General features: G+C 67.1%; 25 protein-coding genes. 22 read left to right on the top strand and 3 right to left on the bottom strand.

Annotated elements, in window-relative coordinates; all coding sequences use genetic code 11:
- Window positions 1-3 precede the first annotated feature (3 nt).
- From QSK34_RS20835 to QSK34_RS20755, 17 genes are all read left to right on the top strand, one after another.
- Window positions 4-732: a demethylmenaquinone methyltransferase gene (locus QSK34_RS20835; protein WP_161479935.1), complete on the top strand. Its 729-nt coding sequence runs from the start codon at window positions 4-6 to the stop codon at window positions 730-732.
- A gap of 210 nt (window positions 733-942) precedes the next feature.
- A complete protein-coding gene (locus QSK34_RS20830) occupies window positions 943-2,208 on the top strand; it encodes a geranylgeranyl reductase family protein (RefSeq protein ID WP_285585932.1) in 1,266 nt (421 codons plus the stop codon).
- A 53-nt stretch (window positions 2,209-2,261) separates the two neighbouring features.
- The gene (locus tag QSK34_RS20825) at window positions 2,262-2,621 is read left to right on the top strand and encodes an NADH-quinone oxidoreductase subunit A (protein WP_030456130.1); all 360 of its coding nucleotides are present in this window, start codon (window positions 2,262-2,264) and stop codon (window positions 2,619-2,621) included.
- Window positions 2,621-3,172, top strand: coding sequence for a NuoB/complex I 20 kDa subunit family protein (locus QSK34_RS20820; protein ID WP_030456129.1), 552 nt, complete (start codon window positions 2,621-2,623; stop codon window positions 3,170-3,172). The genes QSK34_RS20825 and QSK34_RS20820 overlap by 1 nt, the downstream gene beginning before the upstream one ends.
- Window positions 3,169-3,822, top strand: a complete 654-nt coding sequence (locus tag QSK34_RS20815; protein ID WP_285585931.1) for an NADH-quinone oxidoreductase subunit C — start codon at window positions 3,169-3,171, stop codon at window positions 3,820-3,822. Before QSK34_RS20820 ends, QSK34_RS20815 begins: the two co-directional genes overlap by 4 nt.
- A complete protein-coding gene (locus tag QSK34_RS20810) occupies window positions 3,819-5,135 on the top strand; it encodes an NADH-quinone oxidoreductase subunit D (RefSeq protein WP_030456127.1) in 1,317 nt (438 codons plus the stop codon). Before QSK34_RS20815 ends, QSK34_RS20810 begins: the two co-directional genes overlap by 4 nt.
- Window positions 5,132-5,785 carry an NADH-quinone oxidoreductase subunit NuoE gene (nuoE, locus tag QSK34_RS20805; RefSeq protein ID WP_285585929.1) on the top strand — a complete coding sequence of 218 codons (654 nt, stop codon included), beginning with the start codon at window positions 5,132-5,134 and terminating at the stop codon, window positions 5,783-5,785. Before QSK34_RS20810 ends, nuoE begins: the two co-directional genes overlap by 4 nt.
- Window positions 5,782-7,068: an NADH-quinone oxidoreductase subunit NuoF gene (gene nuoF, locus QSK34_RS20800; RefSeq protein WP_030456125.1), complete on the top strand. Its 1,287-nt coding sequence runs from the start codon at window positions 5,782-5,784 to the stop codon at window positions 7,066-7,068. Before nuoE ends, nuoF begins: the two co-directional genes overlap by 4 nt.
- Window positions 7,069-7,109: 41 nt before the next feature.
- Complete coding sequence (locus QSK34_RS20795) at window positions 7,110-9,452, top strand: NADH-quinone oxidoreductase subunit G (RefSeq protein ID WP_051760882.1); 2,343 nt, start codon at window positions 7,110-7,112, stop codon at window positions 9,450-9,452.
- A 5-nt stretch (window positions 9,453-9,457) separates the two neighbouring features.
- Window positions 9,458-10,816 carry an NADH-quinone oxidoreductase subunit NuoH gene (gene nuoH / locus QSK34_RS20790; RefSeq protein WP_407929408.1) on the top strand — a complete coding sequence of 453 codons (1,359 nt, stop codon included), beginning with the start codon at window positions 9,458-9,460 and terminating at the stop codon, window positions 10,814-10,816.
- Window positions 10,809-11,324, top strand: coding sequence for an NADH-quinone oxidoreductase subunit NuoI (gene nuoI / locus QSK34_RS20785; protein ID WP_030456122.1), 516 nt, complete (start codon window positions 10,809-10,811; stop codon window positions 11,322-11,324). Before nuoH ends, nuoI begins: the two co-directional genes overlap by 8 nt.
- Window positions 11,317-12,069: an NADH-quinone oxidoreductase subunit J gene (locus tag QSK34_RS20780; protein WP_030456121.1), complete on the top strand. Its 753-nt coding sequence runs from the start codon at window positions 11,317-11,319 to the stop codon at window positions 12,067-12,069. Before nuoI ends, QSK34_RS20780 begins: the two co-directional genes overlap by 8 nt.
- Entirely contained in the window at window positions 12,066-12,362 is a 297-nt protein-coding gene (nuoK, locus tag QSK34_RS20775; protein ID WP_030456120.1) for an NADH-quinone oxidoreductase subunit NuoK, read from the top strand. The genes QSK34_RS20780 and nuoK overlap by 4 nt, the downstream gene beginning before the upstream one ends.
- 9 nt (window positions 12,363-12,371) lie before the next feature.
- Window positions 12,372-14,276 carry an NADH-quinone oxidoreductase subunit L gene (gene nuoL / locus QSK34_RS20770; protein ID WP_502875535.1) on the top strand — a complete coding sequence of 635 codons (1,905 nt, stop codon included), beginning with the start codon at window positions 12,372-12,374 and terminating at the stop codon, window positions 14,274-14,276.
- Window positions 14,276-15,787, top strand: coding sequence for an NADH-quinone oxidoreductase subunit M (locus QSK34_RS20765; protein ID WP_285585925.1), 1,512 nt, complete (start codon window positions 14,276-14,278; stop codon window positions 15,785-15,787). Before nuoL ends, QSK34_RS20765 begins: the two co-directional genes overlap by 1 nt.
- Window positions 15,784-17,334, top strand: coding sequence for an NADH-quinone oxidoreductase subunit NuoN (gene nuoN, locus QSK34_RS20760; protein WP_285585924.1), 1,551 nt, complete (start codon window positions 15,784-15,786; stop codon window positions 17,332-17,334). The genes QSK34_RS20765 and nuoN overlap by 4 nt, the downstream gene beginning before the upstream one ends.
- A 12-nt stretch (window positions 17,335-17,346) precedes the next feature.
- A complete protein-coding gene (locus tag QSK34_RS20755) occupies window positions 17,347-18,330 on the top strand; it encodes a polyprenyl synthetase family protein (RefSeq protein WP_030456116.1) in 984 nt (327 codons plus the stop codon).
- Here QSK34_RS20755 and rarD read toward each other — a convergent pair.
- Complete coding sequence (gene rarD / locus QSK34_RS20750) at window positions 18,327-19,229, bottom strand: EamA family transporter RarD (protein WP_285585923.1); 903 nt, start codon at window positions 19,227-19,229, stop codon at window positions 18,327-18,329. The genes QSK34_RS20755 and rarD overlap by 4 nt on opposite strands.
- Before the next feature lie 119 nt (window positions 19,230-19,348).
- Between rarD and msrA the strand changes: the two genes are divergently transcribed.
- Entirely contained in the window at window positions 19,349-20,038 is a 690-nt protein-coding gene (gene msrA / locus QSK34_RS20745; protein WP_285585922.1) for a peptide-methionine (S)-S-oxide reductase MsrA, read from the top strand.
- A gap of 59 nt (window positions 20,039-20,097) precedes the next feature.
- Here the strand turns inward: msrA and QSK34_RS20740 are convergent, their stop codons facing one another.
- Window positions 20,098-20,319 (bottom strand): GntR family transcriptional regulator, encoded by a 222-nt coding sequence (locus QSK34_RS20740; protein ID WP_285585921.1) that lies wholly within the window; start codon window positions 20,317-20,319, stop codon window positions 20,098-20,100.
- 86 nt (window positions 20,320-20,405) lie between these two features.
- On the opposite strand from QSK34_RS20740, the gene QSK34_RS20735 reads away from it, so the two are divergent.
- From QSK34_RS20735 to QSK34_RS20725, 3 genes are all read left to right on the top strand, one after another.
- Complete coding sequence (locus tag QSK34_RS20735) at window positions 20,406-20,630, top strand: hypothetical protein (protein WP_285585920.1); 225 nt, start codon at window positions 20,406-20,408, stop codon at window positions 20,628-20,630.
- Between the two features lie 889 nt (window positions 20,631-21,519).
- Window positions 21,520-22,530, top strand: a complete 1,011-nt coding sequence (locus QSK34_RS20730) for a DeoR family transcriptional regulator (protein WP_285585918.1) — start codon at window positions 21,520-21,522, stop codon at window positions 22,528-22,530.
- 9 nt (window positions 22,531-22,539) lie between these two features.
- Window positions 22,540-22,719, top strand: a complete 180-nt coding sequence (locus QSK34_RS20725; RefSeq protein WP_285585917.1) for a hypothetical protein — start codon at window positions 22,540-22,542, stop codon at window positions 22,717-22,719.
- Window positions 22,720-22,943: 224 nt separating this feature from the next.
- On the opposite strand, the gene QSK34_RS20720 is transcribed toward QSK34_RS20725, so the two are convergent.
- The gene (locus QSK34_RS20720) at window positions 22,944-24,152 is read right to left on the bottom strand and encodes a recombinase family protein (RefSeq protein ID WP_285585916.1); all 1,209 of its coding nucleotides are present in this window, start codon (window positions 24,150-24,152) and stop codon (window positions 22,944-22,946) included.
- Window positions 24,153-24,539: 387 nt separating this feature from the next.
- Here QSK34_RS20720 and QSK34_RS20715 point away from each other — a divergent pair, with 387 nt between their 5' ends.
- Window positions 24,540-24,869, top strand: coding sequence for a putative quinol monooxygenase (locus QSK34_RS20715; RefSeq protein WP_285585915.1), 330 nt, complete (start codon window positions 24,540-24,542; stop codon window positions 24,867-24,869).
- The last annotated feature ends 251 nt before the right edge of the window (window positions 24,870-25,120 follow it).

Genomic DNA, 25,120 nt, shown 5'->3' with positions numbered 1-25,120 from the left:
ACCATGACGCGCGCTTCGCTGGACAAACAGCCCCATGAGGTCGCGGCCATGTTCGACCGCACGGCCGCGCGCTACGACCTGGTCAACGACGTGTTGTCGCTCGGCCAGGACCGGCTGTGGCGGCGGGCGACCGCGTCCGCGATCGACGCCGGGCCCGGCGAGCTGGTGCTCGACCTGGCGGCCGGCACCGGCACCTCTACCGATGCGTTCACCCAGCTCGGAGCACGTGCCATCGCCTGCGACTTCTCGCTCGGCATGTTGCAGACTGGAGTGCGGCGGCGTGGTTCGTCCGGGTTGACCGGCGGTGTCGCGGGTGTGACGTTCGTCGCAGGCGACGCGTTGCGGCTGCCGTTCGCCGACGGGGTGTTCGACGCGGTCACGATCTCGTTCGGGCTGCGCAACGTCGCCGACACCGGTCAGGCGCTGGAGGAGATGCTGCGGGTGACCCGTCCCGGCGGGCGGCTCGTGGTGTGCGAGTTCTCGCGGCCGAAGCCGAAGGCGTTCGACCTCGTCTACACCCACTACCTGATGCGCCTGCTGCCGGTGGTGGCCCGTACGGTGAGTTCCAACCCCGACTCCTATGAATACCTCGCCGAGTCCATCCGCGACTGGCACGACCAGAAGAGCCTCGCGGCGGTCATCCAGGGCGCCGGGTGGAAGCGGGTGGCGTGGCGTGACCTGAGCATGGGGATCGTGGCGCTGCACCGGGGCATCCGCCCGGAAAAGTCATGAAATTTGCACCGGCACGCCAGGTATGGCGATCTTTTCGTCACGACTGTGCATGTTTACCCGCCGGTAGGTGTCTACCCCCTGACGAAGGTGTCGGAAGAGGGACTAGACTGCGGCGCGACAAGTTTGTGAAGTAGTTCACAAAGGCACGAAAGGCTCAGCCTACACGGTCTGCGGCCCCAAGAAACTCAAAAGGACAGGACAGGTCCCCTCGTGAGCGAGCCAGCCCTTGCGGCCCGGCGGAGCGAGACCGATGCCGACGTGATCGTCGTCGGCGCCGGCCCCGCCGGATCGACGACCGCGTTTTATCTGGCGCAGTCCGGGCTCTCGGTCCTGTTGCTGGAGAAGACGACCTTCCCCAGGGAGAAGGTCTGCGGCGACGGCCTGACCCCGCGCGCGGTCAAGGAACTGCTGGCGATGGGCGTGAACGTCGACGCGCCCGGCTGGATCAGGAACAAGGGCCTGCGCGTCGTCGGCGGCGGCCTGTCGTTCGAGCTCGACTGGCCGGAGCTGTCGAGCTTCCCCGACTTCGGGCTGGTCCGCACCCGCAAGGACTTCGACGTCATCCTGGCCGACCACGCCGTGTCCAAGGGCGTCACCCTCCTTCAGGGCGTGAACGTGACCGCCCCGGTGATCGACGAGCGCAGCGGCCACGTCGTCGGGGTGAAGACCGCCTCCGGCGACGTCTACCGCTCCCGCCTGGTGATCGCGGCCGACGGCAACTCCACCCGCATCTCCCTGGCCATGGGCCTGCACAAGCGCGAAGACCGCCCCATAGGGGTCGCGGTCCGCACCTATTACAAGAGCCCCCGCCACACCGACGACTACCTCGAGACCTGGCTGGAGCTCTGGGACGGCGAACGCCTGCTGCCCGGCTACGGCTGGGTCTTCGGCGTCGGCGACGGCACCTCCAACGTGGGCCTCGGGCTGCTCAACACCAGTGAGGCGTTCAAGAAGATCGACTACCGCGACCTGCTCCGGCGCTGGACCAAGAACATGCCGGCCGAGTGGGGCTTCGTCGAAGAGAACATGGTCGGCCCGATCCGGGGTGCCGCGCTGCCGATGGCCTTCAACCGGCAGCCCCACTACACCCGGGGCCTGGTTCTCGTCGGCGACGCCGGTGGGATGATCAACCCTTTCAACGGCGAGGGCATCGCGTACGCGATGGAGACCGGCCGCATCGCGGCCGACGCCGTGGTGACCGCGCTCGCCCAGCCGACCCCCGCCGCGCGCGAGCGGGTCCTGCGGGCCTACCCGCGGATACTCAAAGACGCGTACGGCGGCTATTTCACCCTGGGCCGGGCCTTCGTCGAGGCGATCGGCAAACCAGGCGTGATGAACTTCCTGACGCGGCACGCGCTGCCCCACCCCCGGTTGATGAGGTTCGGCCTGAAGTTGCTGGGCAACCTGACCGACCACGGTGGCGACGCGTCAGACCGGATCATCAACGCCCTGTCGAAGGTCGCGCCGTCGGCATGACACCACTGGATCGAAGAACCATGACCACATTCACCGAGAGGACGCCTTAAGCGATGGAGCTCTACGCCCCCATCCTGGTGCTCGCGGTCCTCGGGGCGGGATTCGCCGTCTTCTCCGTGAGCATCGCCCCGTTCACCGGGCCGAAACGGTGGAACCGCGCCAAGCTCGACGCCTACGAGTGCGGCATCGACCCCACTCCGCAGCCGATCGGCGGCGGCCGGTTCCCGCTGAAGTACATGATCACCGCGATGCTCTTCATCGTCTTCGACATCGAGATCATCTTCCTCTACCCGTGGGCCGTGGCCTTCGACAAGCTCGGGGTCTTCGGTCTGGTCGAGATGGTGTTGTTCATCGTCACCGTGCTCGTGGCGTACGCCTACGTGTGGCGGCGTCGCGGATTGGACTGGGACTAATGGGCCTTGAAGAGAAACTGCCCAGCGGCTTCGCGCTGACCACCGTCGAGCAGGTCGCCGGCTGGGCGCGCAAGAACTCCGTCTGGCCGGCCACCTTCGGTCTCGCCTGCTGCGCGATCGAGCTCATGTCCACCGGTGGCCCCAAGCACGACCTGGCCCGCTTCGGCATGGAGCGCGCGTCCGCGTCGCCCCGCCAGGCCGACCTGATGATCGTGGCCGGTCGCCTGTCGCAGAAGATGGCGCCGGTGCTGCGCCAGATCTACGACCAGATGGCCGAGCCCAAGTGGGTCATCTCCATGGGCGTGTGCGCCTCGTCCGGCGGCATGTTCAACAACTACGCGGTCGTCCAGGGCGTCGACCACGTCGTGCCCGTCGACATCTACCTGCCCGGCTGCCCGCCGCGGCCCGAGATGCTCATCGACGCGATCGTCAAGCTGCACGACAAGATCCAGAACATGAAGTTCGGCGCCCACAGGGAGAAGCAGGTCCAGGAGCTCGAACTCCAGGCGCTTCGCACCCTGCCGCTCATCGACCAGGGAGGGCAGAAATGAGCGACAACCTTCCTGAGGTCCCGGAGCAGCCGATCGCCCGGACCGGCATGTTCGGGACCTCCGGCACCGGCGACACCTCCGGCTACGGCGGCCTCGTGGTCCGCCGCCCGGCGCCGGTCTCCAGCCCGCGCCCCTACGGGAGCTACTTCGACGAGATCGTCGACGGCCTCGACCACGAGGGCGTCGAGCGGGTCGTGGTCGACCGGGGCGAACTCACCCTCCACGTGGCGCGCGAGCACCTCGTCGAGATCATGAAGAAGCTGCGCGACGACCCCGCCCTGCGGTTCGAGCTCTCCCTGGGCGTCTCGGGGGTGCACTACCCCCACGAGACCGGGTCGGAGCTGCGCGCGGTCTACCACCTGTGCTCGATCACCCACAACCGCCGCGTGCGGGTGGAGTGCGCGACGCCCGACACCGACCGGCACATCCCGTCGACGGTGTCGGTCTACCCGACGCACAACTGGCACGAGCGGGAGACCTACGACTTCTTCGGCATCATCTTCGACGGGCACCCGGCGCTCACGCGCATCGAGATGCCCGACGACTGGGAGGGCCACCCGCAGCGGAAGGACTACCCGCTGGGCGGCATCCCGGTCGAATACCGCGGCGCCGAGATCCCCGCGCCGGACCAGAGGAGGTCGTACGCATGACTCAGGAAGCGACCGAAGGCAAGGTCTACGACGTCGCGGGCCAGGACTGGGACAAGCTCACCGAGGCGGTGGCCGAGTCGTCCGAGGAGCGGCTGGTCATCAACATGGGCCCGCAGCACCCGTCGACCCACGGCGTGCTCCGGCTGGTGCTCACCCTCGACGGTGAGACGGTGACCGAGGCCCGGACCGTCATCGGCTACCTGCACACCGGCATCGAGAAGAACCTCGAATACCGCACCTGGACCCAGGGCGTCACGTTCGTGACGCGCATGGACTACCTGTCGCCGATCTTCAACGAGACGACCTACTGCCTGGGCGTGGAGCGCCTCCTCGGCATCGAGGACCGCATCCCCGACCGGGCGCAGGCGATCCGGGTGCTCACGATGGAGCTCACCCGCATCTCCTCCCACCTGATGGCGATCTGCACCTACGGCATGGAGCTCGGGGCCACCACCCCGTTCCTCTACGGCCTGCGCGAGCGCGAGATGGTGCTCGACATCATGGAGTACATCACCGGTCTCCGGATGAACATGGCCTACATCCGGCCGGGCGGCGTCAGCGTCGACCTGCCGGCGGGCGCCGTCGACAAGATCGGCGAACTGCTCAAGGTCATGCCGGAGCGCATCAAGGACATGCGCAAGATCCTGGACGCCAACCCGGTCTACACCCGGCGTACCAAGGACATCGCCTACCTCGACCTGACCGGCTGCATGGCGCTGGGCATCACCGGCCCGGTGCTGAAGGCGGCCGGCCTGCCGTGGGACCTGCGCAAGTCGCAGCCCTACTGCGGCTACGAGACCTACGACTTCGAGATCGCCACCCAGCAGACCTGTGACGTCTACGGGCGCTACCAGGTCCGGGTCTCGGAGATGGAGGAGTCGCTGAAGCTGATCGAGCAGGCGCTCGACCGGCTCACCGGGCCGCTGAAGAACCAGCCCGTCATGATCGAGGACAAGAAGATCGGCTGGCCCGCGCAGCTCGCGCTCGGCCCCGACGGCCTCGGCAACTCGCCCGCCCACATCGCGCACATCATGAGCAGCTCGATGGAGGCCCTGATCCACCACTTCAAGCTGGTGACCGAGGGCTTCCGGGTGCCGGCCGGCCAGGCGTACGTGCCGGTCGAGTCGCCCCGCGGCGAGCTGGGCGCCCACGTGGTGAGCGACGGCGGCACCCGGCCCTTCCGGGTCCACTTCCGCGACCCGTCCTTCACGAACCTGCAGGCTGTGCCGGCCATGTGCGAAGGCGGATACATCGCCGACGTCATCTCGGCGGTGGCCTCGCTCGACCCCGTCATGGGAGGTGTGGACCGATGACCTACTCCCCAGAGGTCCGCGAGCGTCTGGAACTGGACGCCAAGGAGATCATCGGCAAGTACCCCAAGGCCCGGTCGGCGCTGCTCCCGCTGCTCCACCTGGTCCAGTCGGAGGACGGCTACGTCTCCGACGCCGGTCAGGAGTTCTGCGCCGAGATGCTGGGCCTGTCGAAGGCCGAGGTCGTCGGCGTCTCGACGTTCTACACGATGTACAAGCGCAAGCCCGCCGGTGAATACCACGTCGGCGTCTGCATCAACACCCTCTGCGCGGTGATGGGCGGCGACCAGATCTGGGAGGAGCTCAGCGAGCACACCGGCGTCGGCCACGAGGAGGCCACTCCCGACGGCAAGGTGTCGCTGGAGCGCATCGAGTGCAACGCGGCCTGCGACTTCGCGCCGGTGATGATGGTGAACTGGGAGTTCTTCGACAACCAGACGCCCGAGTCGGCCAAGCAGCTCGTCGACGACCTGCGGGCCGGCAAGCCCGTCGTCCCGACCCGTGGCCCGAGCCGGCTCTGCACCTTCAAGGAGACCTCGCGGGTGCTCTCGGGCCTGTCCGACGAGCTCGCCGGTGAGGGTCCCTCGGCCGCCGGTCCCTCGCTCGAGGGCCTGCGCATCGCCAAGGCCAACGGCTGGGAGGCTCCCAAGTGACCACGCTGACTCCGGTCCTCACCAAGAACTGGGACCTGCCCAACTCCTTCACGCTGGAGGGCTACGGCGACTACTCCGCCGCCCGCAGCGCGCTGGCGATGGACCCCGACGCGATCATCCAGGCGGTCAAGGACTCCGGTCTGCGCGGCCGCGGCGGCGCGGGCTTCCCGACCGGCATGAAGTGGGGCTTCATCCCGCAGGGTGACGGCAAGCCCCACTACCTCGTCGTCAACGCCGACGAGTCGGAGCCGGGGACCTGCAAGGACATCCCGCTGATGATGGCCAACCCGCACTCGCTGATCGAGGGCGTCATCATCACGGCGTTCGCCATCCGGGCCAACTACGCCTTCATCTACATCCGCGGCGAGGTCGTCCACGTCATCCGGCGGGTGCAGGCGGCGGTGCGCGAGGCCTACGAGAAGGGCTACATCGGGCGCGGCATCTTCGGCAGCGGCTACGACCTGGAGATCGTCGTGCACAGCGGCGCCGGGGCGTACATCTGCGGTGAGGAGACCGCGCTGCTCGACTCGCTGGAGGGCTTCCGGGGCCAGCCCCGGCTCAAGCCGCCGTTCCCGGCCGTCGCGGGCCTCTACGCCGCGCCGACGGTCGTGAACAACGTCGAGTCGATCGCTTCGGTACCCTCGATCGTCGCCAACGGCGCCGAGTGGTTCGCCGGCATGGGCACCGAGAAGTCCAAGGGCTTCGGCATCTTCTCGCTCAGCGGCCACGTCACCCGTCCGGGCCAGTACGAAGCCCCGCTGGGCATCACCCTGCGGGAACTGCTCGACATGGCGGGCGGCATCCGCGAGGGCCACCGGCTGAAGTTCTGGACGCCGGGCGGCTCCTCGACGCCGATCTTCACCGACGAGCACCTCGACGTGCCGCTCGACTTCGAGTCGGTCGGCGCCAAGGGCTCCATGCTCGGCACCCGCGCGCTGCAGATCTTCGACGAGACCACCTGCGTGGTCCGGGCGACGCTGCGCTGGACCGAGTTCTACGCCCACGAGTCGTGCGGCAAGTGCACCCCCTGCCGTGAGGGCACCTTCTGGCTCAAGCAGGTGCTCAAGCGGCTGGAGAAGGGTCAGGGCACCGAAGACGACCTGACCACGATCACCGACATCGCCGACAACATCCTGGGCCGGTCGTTCTGCGCCCTGGGCGACGGCGCGACGAGCCCGATCTACTCCTCGGTGCAGCACTTCCGCGACGAATACCTCAAGCACTTCGAGATCGGCGGCTGCCCGTTCGATCCCGCACTCGCCACCGTGTGGGGGGCCAAGTGACCATCCAAGCAACCCAGCCCGAGGAGCGGGCGGTCGTCGAGATGGTCACCCTGACCATCGACGGCTTCCAGGTCAGCGTGCCGAAGGGCACGATGATCATCCGGGCGGCAGAGCTGCTGGGGATCCAGATCCCCCGCTTCTGCGACCACCCGCTGCTCGACCCGGCGGCCAACTGCCGCCAGTGTCTCGTCGACATCCCCGACGCGGGCAACGGCCGGGGCTTCCCCAAGCCGCAGCCCTCGTGCGCGATCGAGGTCGCGCAGGGCATGGTCGTGCAGAGCCAGCTCACCTCGCCGGTCGCCGAGAAGGCGCAGCGCGGCGTGATGGAGATGCTGCTGCTCAACCACCCGCTCGACTGCCCGGTCTGCGACAAGGGCGGCGAGTGCCCCCTGCAGAACCAGGCGATGTCCAACGGCCAGGGCGAGTCGCGGTTCGTCGAGCAGAAGCGCACCTTCGAGAAGCCGATCGCGCTCTCGACCGAGGTGCTGCTCGACCGGGAGCGCTGCGTGCAGTGCGCACGCTGCCTGCGCTTCTCCGACCAGATCGCGGGCGACCCGTTCATCGAGTTCTTCGAGCGCGGGGCCAAGGAGCAGGTGGGCGTCGCCGACGGCGAGCCGTTCCAGTCCTACTTCTCCGGCAACACGATCCAGATCTGCCCGGTGGGCGCGCTGACCGGCGCGGCCTACCGCTTCCGGTCGCGTCCGTTCGACCTCGTCTCGCAGCCGAGCGCGTGCGAGCACTGCGCCTCCGGCTGCGCCCTGCGCACCGACCACCGGCGCGGCAAGGTCACCCGCCGCCTGGCCGGCGACGACCCGCAGGTCAACGAGGAGTGGAACTGCGACAAGGGCCGGTGGGCGTTCTCCTACGCCACCCAGCCCGACCGCCTGCGCAGCCCGCTGGTCCGCAACGAGGAGGGCGTGCTGGTCCCGGCCTCCTGGCCGGAGGCCTTCGCGGCCGTCGCCGCCGGGCTCGCGGGCCGCAAGGCCGGTGTGCTCACCGGCGGCCGGCTGACGGTCGAGGACGCCTACGCCTACAGCAAGTTCGCGCGGGTCGCCCTCGGCACCAACGACATCGACATGCGGGCCCGCCCCCACTCCGCCGAGGAGGCCCAGTTCCTGGCCCACTCGGTGGCCGGCAAGGGCATCGAGATCTCCTACACCGACCTCGAGAACGCCCCGGCCGTGCTGCTGGCCGGGTTCGAGCCCGAGGAGGAGTCGCCCATCGTCTTCCTGCGGCTGCGCAAGGCGGCCCAGAAGAAGGGGCTCAAGGTCTACGCGCTGGCGCCGTTCGCCACGCCGGGCCTGGCCAAGATGGGCGGCACCCTGATCCGGACCGTCCCCGGCGCCGAGGCCGAGTCGATCGGCGAGCTCATCTCCGACGGCGTCAAGCTGCCCGCGGGCACGATCATCATGGCCGGCGAGCGCCTGGCCTCGGCCAAGGGCGCGCTGTCGGCCCTGGTCCGGCTGGCCGGCTCGACCGGCGCCCGGCTGGCCTGGGTGCCGCGCCGGGCCGGTGAGCGCGGCGCCGTCGAGGCGGGCGCGCTGCCCAACCTGCTGCCGATCGGCCGCCCGGTCGACGACGAGGCCGCCCGCGCCGAAGTGGCCCGGGTCTGGAACGTCGCCTCGCTGCCGGCCCAGGTCGGCCTCGACACCGGCGAGATCCTGCGGGCCGCCCTCGACGAGCGGCTCGACGCGCTGGTCATCGCGGGCGTCGACCCCTATGACCTGCCCGACCCCGAGCTCGCCCTGCGGGCCCTGGAGAACACGCCGTTCATCGTCAGCCTGGAGATCCGGGCCAGCGCCGTCACCGACCGCGCCGACGTGGTGCTGCCGGTCGCGGCGGTCGCCGAGAAGGCCGGCACGTTCGTCGACTGGGAGGGCCGCGGCCGGTCCTTCGAGGCGTCGATCCCGCAGCCCGGCGTGATGAGCGACCTGCGCGCCATCGCCGCCATCGCCGACGCGATGGACGTCCACCTGGGCCTGCCCGACGTCGCCGCGGTCCGCCGCGAGCTCGGCGCCCTGGGCTCCTACAAGGGCGGGCGCCCGGCCGCGCCGAGCGTCACCGGCGGGACCGTCGCCGAGACCGGCGCCGGCCAGGCCGTCCTGGCGAGCTGGCACCTGCTGCTCGACGACGGAAAGCTGCAGGACGGCGAGCCGTTCCTCGCGGGCACCGCCCGCGACGCGGTCGCGCTGCTGTCCCCGGCCACCGCCGCCGAGATCGGCGCGGTCGACAAGGTCACCGTCAACGGCGTCACCCTGCCGCTGCGGATCGCCGACCTGCCCGACCGGGTCGTCTGGGTGCCGGCCAACTCCGGCGGAGTCTCGGTCACCCGCGACCTGCGGGCCGAGGCGGGCGATGTCGTCACGATCGGAAGTGCCTCATGAGCCTCCTGACAACGGCCAGCGTGCTGGCCAGCCCGGCCGCCCCGGGCAGTCCCGGCCCCGGGCTGGCCGACTTCGGCCACGATCCCGTGTGGATCAGCATCATCAAGGGCCTGGTCATCTTCGTCTTCCTGCTGCTCGGCGTGCTGTTCGGGGTGTGGCTGGAGCGCAAGCTCATCTCGCGCATGCAGCACCGCTACGGCCCCAACCGGGCGGGCAAGTTCGGCCTGCTCCAGACCGTCGCCGACGGTCTGAAGATGGGGCTCAAGGAAGACCTGATGCCGCGCAAGGTCGACAAGGTCATCTTCTTCCTCGCGCCGGTGGTCATCTCGGTGCCGGCGATCCTGGCCTACTCGGTCATCCCGATGGGCCCGGTCGTCTCGATGTTCGGCCACAAGACCCCGCTCCAGCTGACCGACATGCCGGTCGCGGTCCTGTTCATCCTCGCGATGTCCTCGATCGGCGTCTACGGCATCGTGCTGGCCGGGTGGGCGTCCAAGTCGCCCTACGCGATCCTCGGCGGCCTGCGGTCGTCGGCCCAGGTGGTCTCCTACGAGATCGCGATGGGCCTGTCGTTCGTGGCGGTCTTCCTGTACGCCGGCACGCTCTCCACCTCGGAGATCGTCGCCAAGCAGGCCGACGGCGGCACCGCGACGCTCTTCGGCGTCGACGTCCCGCTGCCCAGCTGGTACGCCATCCTGCTGATCCCGTCGTTCCTCATCTACGTGATGACGATGTTCGGCGAGGTCAACCGCGTGCCGTTCGACCTCCCCGAGGGCGAGGGCGAGCTCGTCGCGGGTTACCACACCGAATACAGCTCCTCGCTGAAGTTCGCGATGTTCCAGCTGGCCGAATACGTCAACGTGTTCGTGGTCTCCGGTGTGGCGGTCACCCTGTTCCTCGGCGGCTGGCGGGCCCCCTGGCCCATCTCGCTCTGGGACGGCGCGAACGTCGGCTGGCTGCCGCTGCTCTGGTTCTTCGCCAAGATCGTGCTGATCTTCTGCTTCTTCGTCTGGGTCCGCGCCTCGCTGCCGCGGGTCCGCTACGACCAGCTCATGGCCTTCGGCTGGAAGGTCCTGATCCCGCTGAACCTGGCGTGGATCCTGCTGGTCGCCACCTTCCGCGCGCTGCGTGTCGAGCAGAGCACCCCGGTCTTCATCCTGATGGCCATCGTGGTGATCGGCGCCCTCGCGGTCTTCTTCCGCTTCGACACCGTGCAGCAGCGCCGCCGCGAGGCCCAGGCCGAGCAGGTCGAAGAGGAGTTCGAGCAGCTCCGCGAGGAGCCCACCGCCGGTGGATTCCCGGTCCCGCCGCTGGATCTGCCGCACTACCACGGGGCGAATCGCAAGGAGGTCCCCAGTGCCTAAGTTCGACTGGCTGAACCCCGTCAAGGGGTTCGGCGTCACCTTCCACCACATGTTCAAGAAGCCGGTGACGGTGAACTACCCGGAGGAGAAGCGGCCCACCGCGCCGCGTTTCCACGGGCGGCACCAGCTCAACCGGTGGCCCGACGGCCTGGAGAAGTGCGTCGGCTGCGAACTGTGCGCCTGGGCCTGTCCCGCCGACGCCATCTACGTGGAGGGCGCCGACAACACCGACGAGGAGCGCTTCTCTCCCGGGGAGCGCTACGGCCGGACGTACCAGATCAACTACGCGCGCTGCATCCTGTGCGGGTTGTGCATCGAGGCGTGCCCCACCCGGGCGCTCACGATGACCAACGAGTACGAGCTGGCCGACTCCAGCCGCGAGGCGCTCATCTACACCAAGGAGATGCTGCTCGCCCCGCTGACCGCGGGCATGGAGCAGCCGCCCCACGCGATGCGCCTCGGAGAGACCGAAGAGGACTACTACCGACTGGGACGCGACAATGGGTGAGACCATCACGTTCTGGGTGCTCGCCGTCGTCTCGGTCAGCGCGGCACTCGGGCTCGTCTTCAGCCGCAAGGCCGTCTACTGCGCCCTGATGCTCGGCGTGGTGATGCTCTCGCTGGCGGTCCTCTACGCGGTCCAGGACGCTCCGTTCCTGGCGGCGGTGCAGATCATCGTCTACACCGGCGCCGTGATGATGCTGTTCCTGTTCGTGCTGATGCTGGTCGGCGTCGACTCCTCCGACTCGCTCGTCGAGACGATCAGGGGCCAGCGCTTCTGGGCGATCGTCGCCGGGCTCGGCTTCGCCGCCCTGGTGGCGCTGGGCATCGGCAACGTGGTGTTCGCCCCGGCCGCCGGTCTCGGCGCGGTGAACGCGGCGGGCAACGTGCCGTCGCTGGCCGAGCTGATCTTCACGCGCTACGTGTTCGCCTTCGAGGTCACCTCGGCGCTGCTGATCACCGCGGCGCTGGGCGCGATGGTGCTGGCCCACCGCGAGCGCCTGGAGCAGAAGGCCACCCAGCGGGACCTGTCCCGCGAGCGCTTCGTCAAGTACGGCGAGGAGGGCGTCGACCCGTCCCCGCTGCCCGGCCCCGGCACCTACGCCCGCGCCAACGCGATCGACATGCCCGCGCTGCTGCCCGACGGCAAGATCTCCAAGCTGTCGGTCAACCGCTACATCGCCAGGTACGAGGCCGAAGAGGGCACCATCGACCCGAAGGTGGCCGAGATCCTGGAAGGTGAGGACAAGTGACCACCCACTACCTCGTGCTCAGCGCGCTGCTGTTCGCGATCGGCGGGATCGGCGTGCTCGTCCGGCGCAACGCCATCGTCGTGTTCATGTGCGTGGAGCTCATGCTCAACGCGTGCAACCTGGCGTTCGTCACCTTCGCCCGCCAGAACGGCAACGTCGACGGCCAGGTCATCGCCTTCTTCGTGATGATCGTGGCCGCCGCCGAGGTCGTCATCGGCCTGGCCATCATCGTGACGATCTTCCGAACCCGCAGGTCCGCGTCGGTCGACGACGCCAGCCTGCTGAAGTACTAAGAGGTGGCCGTGGAACCCGCAGAGATCCTGTCGCACGCCGGCGGGGGTGCGATCAGCCTGGCCTGGCTGATGATCGTGCTGCCCCTCGCCGGTGCCGCGATTCTCCTTATCGGTGGCCGCGCCACGAACAAGTGGGGCCACCTCCTTGGCGTGCTCATGTCGGTCGGCGCCTTCGTGGTGGCGGCCCTCGTGTTCCTTCAGCTCATCGGGCTCGACCCGGCGCAGCGCCGCCAGTCGGTGAACCTCTACGAGTTCATCCCGGGCGTCGCCAACATCGGGCTCCTGATCGACCCCTTGTCGATCTCGTTCTGCCTGCTGATCACGTTTGTCGGCTCGCTGATCCACATCTACTCGATCGGCTACATGTCGCACGACCCGGACAGGCGGCGGTTCTTCGCCTACCTGAACCTGTTCGTCGCGGCGATGCTGCTGCTGGTGCTGGCCGACAACTACGTCGCCCTGTTCATCGGCTGGGAGGGTGTGGGTCTCGCGTCCTACCTGCTGATCGGGTTCTGGCAGTACAAGCCCTCGGCGGCCGTGGCCGCCAAGAAGGCGTTCGTGGTCAACCGGGTCGGTGACTTCGGCCTCCTGGTCGCGATGTTCCTGATCTTCGCTCAGTTCGGAACGCTGTCGTACGCCGAAGTGTTCCCGAACGCCGCCCAGGCCTCGCAGGGCGTGCAGACCGCGATCGGCCTGCTGCTCCTGCTCGGCGCCTGCGGCAAGTCGGCGCAGCTCCCGCTGCAGTCGTGGCTTCTGGACGCGATGGAGGGCCCGACCCCGGTCTCGGCCCTCATCCACGCCGCGACGATGGTCACCGCCGGCGTCTACCTGGTGGTCCGCTCGGGCGCCGCGTTCTTCCCCGAGGGCAGCACGGCCGGTCTGGTCGTGACGATCGTCGGTGTGGCCACGCTGCTGGCCGGTGCGATCATCGGTACGGCCAAGGACGACATCAAGAAGGGCCTGGCCGGTTCGACGATGTCGCAGATCGGCTACATGATGCTCGCCGCGGGCATCGGCCCGGCCGGTTACGCCTTCGCCATCGCCCACCTCATCACCCACGGCTTCTTCAAGGCCGACCTGTTCCTCGGCGCCGGTTCGGTCATGCACGCCATGAACGACGAGGTCGACATGCGGCGCTACGGCGGCCTGCGCAAGCTGCTGCCGATCACGTTCGTCACCTTCTTCATCGGCTACCTGGCGATCATCGGCTTCCCGCTGCTGTCCGGCTACTTCACCAAGGACGGCATCATCGAGTCGGTCATGCACCACAACGCGATCCTCGGCTGGCTCGCGGTGGTGGGCGCCGGCATCACCGGCTTCTACATGACCCGCATGGTCGTGATGACCTTCTTCGGCCCCAAGCGCTGGGACGAGAAGGCCCACCCGCACGAGTCGCCCGCCGTGATGACCTGGCCGCTGATCGTCCTGTCGATCTTCTCGGTCGGCCTGGGCGCCTACCTGATCCTCAGCAACCGCCTGATGGTCTTCCTCGGCCCGGCCGTCGGCCAGCCCGCGGAGCTGCCCGGGTTCCACCCGTTCAGCGTCCCCGGCCTGACCACCCTGGCCCTGGTCGCCGTCGGCGCCGGGATCGCGATCGCCAAGTACGGCCGCTCCGAAGTGCCGGTCGTGCAGCCGCGCGGCTCGTTCCTCACCGTCTTCGCCCGTCGTGACCTCTACGGCGACGCCCTCAACGAGGCGCTGTTCATGCGCCCCGGCCAGTGGCTCACCCGCCTGGCGGTCTTCTTCGACAACCGGGGCATCGACGGCGTGGTCAACGGCCTGGCGGCCGGTGTCGGCGGATCCTCCGGCAGGCTGCGGAAGATCCAGACCGGCTACGTCCGGTCGTACGCCCTGTCGATATTCGTCGGTGCCGCCGTGCTGGCCGGTGCCTGGTTCGTGGTTGGGACCCTGTGATGACCGCCATCCCGTGGCTTTCGATCCTGATGGGCGTGTCCGTCCTGGGCGCGCTCGGCGTGTCGTTCCTCAAGAACGACAAGGTCGCCAAGCAGGCGACGCTCGGCGTCTCGCTGCTCGTGCTGGTGCTGGCCGTCGTGATGACGGTCGGCTTCAGCCCCAACGGCGACCGGTTCCAGTACGCCGAGACGTATGACTGGATCCCCTCCTTCGGCGTCCACTACGCGGTGGCCGTCGACGGTGTGGCGCTGGTGCTGATCCTGCTGTCGGCCGTCCTGGTGCCGATCGTCGTGCTGGCCTCCTGGCACGACGCCGAGCAGGGCAAGCGCTCGGTCCGGACCTACTTCGCGCTGCTGCTCGTCCTCGAGGCGATGATGATCGGCGTCTTCGCGGCGACCGACGTCTTCCTGTTCTACGTGTTCTTCGAGGCCATGCTGATCCCGATGTACTTCATGATCGGGTCGTACGGCGGCGCGCAGCGGTCCTACGCGGCGGTCAAGTTCCTGCTGTACTCGCTGTTCGGCGGCCTGCTGATGCTGGTGGCCGTGATCGCGCTCTACAACGTGGCCGACAAGAACAGCTTCCTGTTCCCCGAGCTCATCGGCGCGGTCACCGACCCGACGACGCAGAAGTGGCTCTTCCTGGGCTTCTTCATCGCGTTCGCGATCAAGGCCCCGCTCTGGCCGGTGCACACCTGGTTGCCCGACGCCGCCGCGCAGGCCCCGGCCGGCGCCGCGGTGCTGCTCGTGGGCGTGCTCGACAAGGTCGGCACCTTCGGCATGCTGCGGTTCTGCCTGGAGCTGTTCCCCGACGCGGCCAAGTGGGCGACCCCGGTCGTCATCGCGCTGTCGGTGATCGGCATCGTCTACGGCGCCATCGTGGCGATCGGTCAGACCGACATCAAGCGGCTCATCGCGTACACCTCGATCTCGCACTTCGGGTTCATCACGATGGGCGTGTTCGCGATGACCACCACGGCGGCCTCGGGCGCGACCCTCTACATGGTCAACCACGGGTTCTCGACCGGTGTGCTGTTCCTGGTGGCGGGCTTCCTGATCTACCGTCGCGGCTCGCAGTTCATCGCCGACTACGGCGGCGTGCAGAAGGTCGCCCCGCTGCTGGCGGGCGCGTTCCTCATCGCGGGTCTGTCGGGTCTGTCGCTGCCCGGTCTGAGCACGTTCGTCAGCGAGTTCATGGTGCTCCTGGGCACCTTCGAGCGCTACGCCGTCCCGGCCATCATCGGCACGACCGGCGTCATCCTCGCCGCCATCTACATCCTGTGGATGTACCAGCGCACCATGAACGGCCCCACCGCCGAGTCGGTCGCCGAGATGAAGGACCTCAACGGGCGCGAACGCTGGGTCGTCGCGCCGCTGATCGCCCTGATCGTCGTCTTGGGCTTCTTCCCCAAGCCGCTTCTCGACGTGATCAACCCCGCGGTCAAGGAGTCGCTCGTCAACGTGAAGGTCACCGACCCGGCTCCGGTCGTCGCTGTTAAGGAGGGCCAGTGATCACGGCTCCCACCATCGAGTACTTCGCATTGGCCCCGCTGCTGATCATCTTCGGCGCGGCCATCATCGGGGTGCTCGTCGAGGCGTTCGCGCCTCGCTACCTGCGGCGGGCGGTCCACGTCCCGCTGACGCTGCTGTCGCTGGTCGGCGCGTTCGCGCTGGTCATCCTGCAGACGATCCGCGGCGTCCCGACGACTCCGGCGGCGATGGGCTCGGTCGCGGTCGACGGCCCGACCCTGTTCATCTGGGGAACCATCCTGGTGCTGTCGTTCGTCAGCATCCTGCTGATCAACGATGAAGAGCAGTTCGTGCCCTCCGCCGCCTCCGTCCCCGGCTCCGCCGAGGAGGAGAAGGCGATCACGGAGGGTGCGGCGCACACCGAGGTCTACCCGCTGGCCCTGTTCGCCATCGGCGGCATGCTGCTCTTCCCGGCCTCGAACGACCTGCTCATCATGTTCGTCGCCCTCGAGGTCATGTCGCTGCCGCTCTACCTGCTGTGCGGTCTGGCCCGTCGCCGCCGCCTGCTGTCGCAGGAGGCGTCGGTCAAGTACTTCCTGCTCGGCGCGTTCTCCTCGGCCTTCTTCCTGTACGGCACCGCGCTGCTGTACGGCTTCGCCGGCACCGTCGACCTGGTCGGCATCTCCCGCGCCCTGGCCACCGCCGGCGGCACCGAGACCCTGCTGCTCGTCGGCACGGCCATGCTGGGCGTGGGCCTGCTCTTCAAGATCGGCGCCGCGCCCTTCCAGGCGTGGAAGCCCGACGTCTACCAGGGCGCCCCGACCCCGATCACCGCGCTGATGGCCTCCGGAACCCTGGTGGCCGCCTTCGGCGCCGTGCTGCGGGTCTTCTGGGTCGCGCTGGGCAACGACAGCTGGAACTGGCAGCCCATCATGTGGGGCGTCGCCGCCCTGACGATGGTGGTCGGCTCGATCCTGGCGATCACCCAGACCGACATCAAGCGCATGCTGGCCTACTCCTCGATCGCCCACGCGGGCTTCCTGCTCGTCGGCGTCATGGCCGTCGGCGAGAAGGGCCAGAACGCGCTGGCGCTGTCGGGTCTGCTGTTCTACCTGGTCACCTACGGCATCACCACGGTCGGCGCGTTCGCCGTCGTGACGCTCGTGCGCGACCCGGGCGGCGAGGCGTGGCACCTGTCGCGCTGGGCGGGCCTGGGCAAGCGTTCGCCGAAGCTGGCGGGCCTGTTCGCCTTCTTCCTGCTGGCCTTCGCCGGAATCCCGCTCACCAGCGGCTTCTTCGGCAAGTACGCCGTCTTCAGGTCGGCCGTGGCCGTCGGCCAGGGCTGGCTGACCGGCCTGGTCGTGCTCGCGGTCGTGGCCTCGGCCGCGGCGGCGTTCTTCTACGTCCGCGTGATCGTGCTGATGTTCTTCAGCGACCCCTCGGCCGACGGCCCGACCGTCGTCACGCCGTCGTGGGCCACGTCGACTGTGGTCGGCTTCTCGGCATTCGCTACGGTAGCCCTGGGGGTTTTCCCGCAGCCTGTCCTCGATCTGGCGGAAAAGGCTGCGAAGTCATTGTTCGTGCAATAAGGGAGCTTTGCTATGGCCGCGCCGCCCGTTGTTGACCTGCCCGTCGCCGACGCGCGGCTGGCCGAGGACCTCTCCAACGGCCTCGCGGCTGTGGAGAAGCAGCTCCGTTCGGCGGTGGAAAGTGAGGACACGTTCGTCACCGACGTGTCCAAACACCTCATAGAGGCGGGCGGCAAGCGCTTCCGCGCGATGCTCGTCCTCCTCGCCGCCCAGTTCGGCGACCACACGGCGCCCGGGGTCATCCCGGGCGCCGTCGTCATGGAACTGACCCATGTGGCCACGCTCTACCACGACGACGTGATGGACGAGGCGTCCGAGCGGCGCGGCAAGCCGTCGGCCAACGCCCGCTGGAACAACACCCTGGCGATCCTGACGGGCGACTACGTGTTCGCGCGGGCCGCCGACATCATGGCCGACCTCGGACCCGAGCCGGTCCGCATCCAGGCCAAGACCTTCGCCCGGTTGGTCCGCGGCCAGATCCGCGAGACCGTCGGCCCGGCCGAGGGCGTCGACCCCATCGAGCACTACATCGACGTACTGGCCGACAAGACCGGCTCCCTGATCGCCACCTCCGCCCGGCTCGGCGCGATGCTGGCCGGCGCGCCGCAGGACGTCGTGCTCCGGTTGACCGCGGCCTGCGAGGCCATCGGGGTGGCCTTCCAGCTCGGCGACGACATCATCGACGTCGCCTCCGACACCTCGGGCAAGACGCCCGGCACCGACCTGCGCGAGGGCATCCGCACCCTGCCGGTCCTCTACGCCCTCAACTCCGACGAGAACCCCCGTCTGCGCTCCCTCGTCGCCGGCCCGGTGCCCGAGGCCGACATCGACGAGGCGCTGGAACTGCTGCGCGCCTCGGAGTCGCTGAAGATGGCACGGGCGGAGCTGGAGCGCTGGTCAGCACGCGCCAAGGAGCAGCTCTCCGAGCTGCCCGACATCCCGGCCCGCGCCGCCCTGCTGTCGCTGTGCGACTTCGTGGTGGAGCGCTCGGGCTAACCGACCGTCGCCAGCTCCTTCTCCTGTACGGGCTGCTTGACGAGCCCGTACCGGAGGCTGTCCCACGTGAACACCGCCAGGGCCAGCCAGACCACCCCGAAGCCGAGCCAGCGCTCGGCCGGCATGGTCTCCTTGACGATCAGCACCCCGCAGAGGAACTGCAGCACGGGCGCGATGTACTGGAGCAGCCCCACGATCGTCAGCGGCACGGTGATGACCGAGGCGGCGAAGAACAGCAGCGGAACCGCCGTCACGATGCCGGAGCTGATGAGCAGCAGGGCGTGCCCCGTGCCGTGGTTGCCGAAGGTGTTGCCCCCGCCCAGGGTGAACAGGTAGATCGCGGCCGGGACCAGCATGACCAGGGTCTCGATCGTGAGGCTCTCGGCCGCTCCGACCTGGGCCTTCTTCTTGACCAGGCCGTACAGACCGAAACTGAACGCCAGCGTGAGGGCGATCCAGGGCAGCTGCCCGTAGCCCAGGGTGAGGATGACGACCGCGGTGGCTCCCAGGCCGACCGCGACCCACTGCCACCGGCGCAGCCGCTCACCGAGGATGACGACGCCGAACAGAATGCTGACCAGCGGGTTGATGAAGTAGCCGAGGGCGCTCTCCACGACGTGCCCGGAGTTGACCGCGTAGATGTAGACGCCCCAGTTGGCCGACACGAGCGCCGCCGCCGCCGTCAGCAGCAGGACCTGCCTCCTGGTCATCCGCCTGATCCACTTCCAGTGCCGCCGGACCGCCAGGATGGCGACCACGGCGGCCAGCGACCAGAGCATGCGGTGCGCGAGAATCTCGACGGCACCGCTGGGCTTGAGGAGAGGCCAGTACAGAGGGAACAGGCCCCAGAGGACGTAGGCGGCGATGCCGTACCAGACTCCTCGGCGCAAATCAGGCATGAACCCAAGTTTGGCTGCTTACCTTGTTTATTACAAATAAGTGATGTTGGTTTGATGGTTAAGTGGTTCTAACGGAACAAAGCTTGGCGCACCTTGGTTGAGGTGGTCAGGAGGTAGACATGGGTTGGATCTTCGGTACGAACAAGGCAACCATGGTGAGCGCCGGCGACGCGCTCCCGGGACGGTCCGCCACCATGCCGGTGGCCGACCGGCACCTTGTCCTGGGCGCCCCACTGACCCCGCCGTGGCCCGAGGGCACCGAGGTCGCCGACTTCGGACTCGGCTGCTTCTGGGGCGCGGAGCGCAAGTTCTGGCAGACCCCCGGGGTCGTCTCGACCGCGGTCGGCTACCAGGGCGGGTACACCCCCAACCCGACCTACGAGGAGGTCTGTTCCGGGCTGACCGGCCACACCGAGGTCGTCCGGGTCGTCTTCGACCCCTCCCGGGTGTCGTACGAGGAGCTGCTCCGCGTGTTCTGGGAGGCGCACGACCCCACGCAGGGGATGCGCCAGGGGAACGACGTCGGGACGCAGTACCGGTCGGCGATCTACACGCACTCCGAGGCGCAGGAGAAGTCGGCGGCGGCTTCGCTGGCGGCTTACCAGGAGGTGCTGACGGCGGCTGGGTACGGGGGGATCACCACTGAGGTGCGGGAGGCGCCGGAGTTCTACTACGCGGAGGATTACCACCAGCAGTACCTTCACCGCAACGTTAACGGGTACTGCGGGATTGGCGGGACGGGCGTCAAGATAGGTGACCCGTCGAACTGGTGCCCCACAGGGCTGACCAGCTCCTCGCCTGAGGAGTAGTTCGCGGTTCGGGTGAGACCTCCGGCGGCACGGCCGCTCGGGGGTCTCCTTTGTTTGCCCTACTTCACGAACGAGCCCATGCCGCGAGTGGTAACGATCAGGCCGTCTTCGCGTAGTTGGGCGGTGACCTTGCGGATGGTCACTCGGGCGACGTTGAACTCCGCCTCCAACTGGACTTCCGAGATCAGGTGATTGGGCGGGTATTCGCCTGACTCGATGCGTGCGCGTACGACCTCGACGATCTGGATCCACTTGGGTCGGGTGGGGTCGTAGTCGATCACCGCAGCACTGTAGGTAGGTGCAGGCTGGTAGCCATAGAAGTAGCTAGCTATAGACAGGTATATATTTCCTGCTTATTGTGTTGCGAATGATGCAGCTTGAGGAGCTTGCCGCTTGCTTCCCGACCTGGTCGATCTGGCGTAGCGAGAGCGTCGACGGAACCGGATCCTGGTATGCCACATGTCGCGCTCATCGCATCACCGGTCCCGAGCTTGCGGCCGGCGTGTGCATGACGGTCGATGCCCCAAGCCTTGATGTCCTGCACGTCCTCCTCAACGCTCAGGCCGCCTGTCTCGCTCGCGTTGACGAATGACACGCAGACAGGCGCATGGCGGTATGACCCCGCACGATGTGGACTGTCCAGGGATATCGCCTCATGTTGCGCCCCTGGCCGCTGATCGAGTCGCTTTAGCCTGGGAGGCCCAGTCGCGTGGGCCGTATCGAGTCCTTGACTACACGTGCTCGTGCCTGGCGGTGTACTACGAGCTCGTTCAGGTCGGTGGGCTCCAGCAGATTCACAAAGTGATCCAGAGCGAGCCTGAACAACACATGTTCACGGAGGCGTGGCGGGCGGAGAAGGCCCGCTACTGGTGGCGGCTTCTTCTGATGGGCGGTGCCCGCTAAGCACCTGATCTGTAGCCCTTCCAGGAGTGTCCCTCCCGAGCAGTTGTTCTTGAACTGCGCGGGGGCGCTGTGACGTGGGGTGATCGCGACATCTGGGTTCTGATTTAGGAGATGTCTGCCGGTGGTTGTCGTTCCCCGCGGCTGCTTCTCGGTCTCGTGTGTCCTCGTCGTGCCCTGCGGTGATCACCCAGGCTCATCCGATGGCAAGCCGACCCGGAGCACAGGGCCGCTAGGCCCGAGCACCGGAAGCGGCGCGGCAGCCGATCGCCCCAACCCGTCAACAAGAGGTCCGAGGTGGCGATTCGTCACGGCCCCGACTTGGAATCGCTAGCGGTTTCAAGACCGCCGTGAGCAACTCGGACACCCACCCTTTACCTGGGCGTCCTCTCGCTATCGTCGAGAAGATCATCGCGCAGATATCGCGCAACCGCCAGTCAGCACACTAGGCCCTGCCAGGTGAGCCCACACAAGACACCATGCTTAGGCAGCGACGAACTCCTGCGGCCACCGCAGCATCGCAAACTCGGGCAAATTGTCAGTGGTCCGTGCCAGACTGTTAGGGATCCGCAGGAGGTGTGGTGGCTGAATCAGATGAGCATAAGTTCTTATCCGAGGAAACAATATCGATCTTGAAACGCCTTTCGGGCAGCAGGCTTTACGGCTTTAAAGAGAGCGAGCGGAAGAAATTTGACTTCACCTGCGAACTAAAGCGCGACTGGTCTCGCGCGCTGAGCGGTCAAACTCTTTGGCGGCACTCGGAAGGCATAGACAAGGATCTGAGGATCCTCTTGTCCGACGATGAAACCAAGATATCTCTCTATGTTGCCCGAGATACCACTTCGAATCATCGCGCAACTTGGGAGATAATCGAAGACTTCAAGAAGACCCCCCTGAGAGATCGATTATCTCGACTCCGCATTATCTGGATACCATCAAACTTCGACTCCGATAAGGAGGATGACCGAACGGCGGTATCTAGACACCTCCAAGAACGCATAGCAAAAGATCTTCTTGTTTCAACAATCCTTGGCGGCGTCTCCAGCACCGATATAAGCCACCTCCTAGGAGGCGGCATATCTGGCCTCAACCTGGCCCTGATTGAGTCGATTGCAAGGGCCGGGTTCGTTAACATGCCCAATCTGGCCGAGCGGCTCCATGTATCAACCACCACCGTTCGAAATCGTGTGCATATTCTTGCGGCAGCCGGCCTTTTGGATCAACCAAATCCGTCTGCGCAGATGTATCAGACCTCTCTCCGAGGGAAGGTTATTCTGGATATATGCCGCGCGCTTTTTCTTGCCACCAGATCGGAGGATACTGGCCTAACGGAAGAAATGATTTACATTTTGGAAGTTCTTGGACTCGAATACATGGAAAAACTAAGTCGAGAATGGCGGTCCGCAACGAGCGACGATCCGCTAGCCGCGCCCACGGCCAAGGAATTGTTCGAAGGCCTAGTTGATCAGGCTCTCTGGGCAACGAAACAATTCGATCTTGAATGGTCAGAGTCATACTTTGAAAACTCTATTGATTCCGAGCGGTCTGCTTGGCTGAAGCGTTTCCACGCGGCGATGTCTTCTGATGGCTAGCATTTTGCAGTGGAAACGCCCTGGGTGCCGGGCGGCGCGGGCCGCGACCGGCCGAAGAGCCGCAGCGCGGCCCGCAATCGCCCGGCGCGCGGCACGCCGCAGGCGGGCCGCTTTAAAGACGTACAGATATTTTTCTTTCTGATCATGGTGGGTGCAGTGTGTAGCCACCCGGGACGTCTGCTGATCTGAGACGTCCTGATGTCGTCCCTGCGTGTGGTCGTGCTGCTCGTTACCCAACTCGCATCCTCTTTGTAGAGCCATACAGAGAGGAGTACGAGAAGGGAGGCAAGCATGCGACGAAGGGAGCAAGTACGTAGGCGTTGCCAGCGAGGCTGGGCAGAGGTTCCTGCTCGGTGGCGGAAGTGACTGAGGAACTGCGGGCTAGGGTGGCTGCTTCTCGGGCGGCTCAAGGGTTACCGCCGGTAATTGAGGATCTTGCGGTGTTGGAGCGGGTGGCGGCGGTGTTCCGGCTGGTTGGCGATGGAGGGTCGGAGCGCCGCCTGGTGGCCGCTTAGGCGATCCAGTCGAAGGCAAAGCGGTCGGGGTCCCACCTCTTGCGTGGGTCGGCGGGGGCGACTGAGATCGTGCGCACGGTGGCGGCGACGATCGCGCGTTGCTGGGAGACGTTCATCGCTTTCCACCGGTTGAGCATCTGTTCGGCGGTGCCGATGAAGGTGATCAGTGGTGAGTGGCGGGAGAGGCTGGCGAGCTCGGCGCGGTTCTTCTCCAGGCGAAGGTCGATGGGCGCGAGCGGCCATCCATTCCTTGCGGCTGGCCCATGCTTCGGCGAGTTCTTCGAGCTGCTCTTCGTCGGTGCGGACAAGTTCGGCGAGGTTGTGGTTGTCGCCGGTCTGGCTGCGGATGCGCTGGGCCAGGGTCGGAGAGTCGAGCGCGGTCAGCAGCATGTCGCGGACATGGTCATCGGTTCGGGTGGTGTTGGTGGCGATGCCGCCGCAAGAGCCGCTGCCGGGGACATTCGGGCAGACGTAGCGAGGGACTCCTGACCGAGGACGTCCGTTCATACGGTGCCCACATCGGCCGCAACGCAGAATGCCGGACAGTAAATAGGTGCGCCCGGTGGCGGCCTGGCGGTGGTAGTCGCGGGCCGGGTCATTGAGCAGGGCGCGGAGCCGGTCGGAATCGACGGCAGTGATGATGCTCGGCCAGACGGCGTCGGCGACGATTTCGCCCAAGAGTGGCCGGGTGGTCTCGGAAGCGCTGCGCGGACTGTGCTCGCGTCGGCCGCTGATCCGCGCTGAAGCAAGTAACCGCCGCAGCGTGGTGGGGATCCAGTGCCCGCCACCGGGTGTACGTACATCACGCTGCTCGAAGTCACGGCAGATGCGCGACAGCGATTCGCCGGCCAGGGCTCTCCGGGCTGCTTCCCGGATGATCGCCGCTTCTTCCTCGATGACGGTTACGCGATCGTCGCCGTAGCCATACGGGCGCAATCCTCCTCCGGAGACCTTGCCCGCTTCGGCGTTCTGTCGTCGCTGCCGCTTTGGACGTTCTGCTTTGTGCTCTGCTTCGTGGCGGGCCGCCGCTCCGAGGACGCCGACGACGTGCCAGCCCTTGCGCTCGACCAGAGCGCGGCAATCGGCTTCCTGTCGGGCGACTCCCAAGCCCGCACCTGCTCGGTCCTGGCTGATACGGCAGTAGATCGCTGCGCGTCTCGTCATGGGCCACATAGATACACGTTGGTTGGGACTGGGGTTCCTGTCCTGTTGGTCTTACGTCCGGTGAGGCGTAGAGCTGCGGCTTCGGCCTGAATCGCTGGCCCTTGGTCGTCCTCCTTCGGAGGCTGATCTCGGGCCAGATGTGTGTTCGGCGACGAGTTTCTCCGAGAGCTCCAGTCGAGGTGTAATGCTCACCGTGGAGGCGCACCCCTCGGCGTTGGCGGGTGGGGGTCGCGGTCTCCGTCGGGCGGAGGCCGTCTGGTTAGACTCGACGGATCACGCGCCGGTCATGCCGGTCGTACCATGCCATCTCACTGACTTGCGAGACATTCCATGATCTTCATTACGGCGAAGTTCCACGTGCTGCCCGAGTATGCCGACCAGTGGCCGGAGATCACACGCGAGTTCACCGAGGCCACTCGCGGTGAGCTTGGCTGCTTGTGGTTCGACTGGTCGCGCAGTGTCGAGGACCCGACGGAGTACGTCCTCGTCGAGGCGTTTCGGGATGGCGATGCGGGAGGTGCGCACGTCCAGTCCGATCACTTCAGAAAGGCGCAGCAGACGTTGCCCCGCCATCTCGCCGAGACCCCCCGGATCGTCAACGCGACGCTTCCGCAGGACGACTGGTCACTTCTCGGCGAGATGGCCGTGCCTGAGGCGTGAGGCAGGCTTGGGGCGTGAATGTCCACGTACCCGCGGACGATGTCAGAGCCTCCCGGGCGCAGGCCGGCCCGAATCGGCAGCACGGAGCCACTGTCCATTGCACTGGAGCACCGGGCGAGGTCCGGATTCAGCTGGCCGTGCAGGTCACAGGTCTGGCCGGGCGGAAAGCGGCTTGCGGCGAGCCACGCCCAGATCTGCGCATGCTCCGGTCCTAATGGGTCACCTAAGTACACGCTCGTAGGGACGGGTGT

The sequence above is a fragment of the Herbidospora sp. NBRC 101105 genome (assembly GCF_030269205.1).
GTDB classification, from domain to species: domain Bacteria; phylum Actinomycetota; class Actinomycetes; order Streptosporangiales; family Streptosporangiaceae; genus Herbidospora; species Herbidospora solisilvae.
Note: the sequence above shows the minus strand (reverse complement) of the source record. Positions and strands in the feature narration are given on the sequence as shown.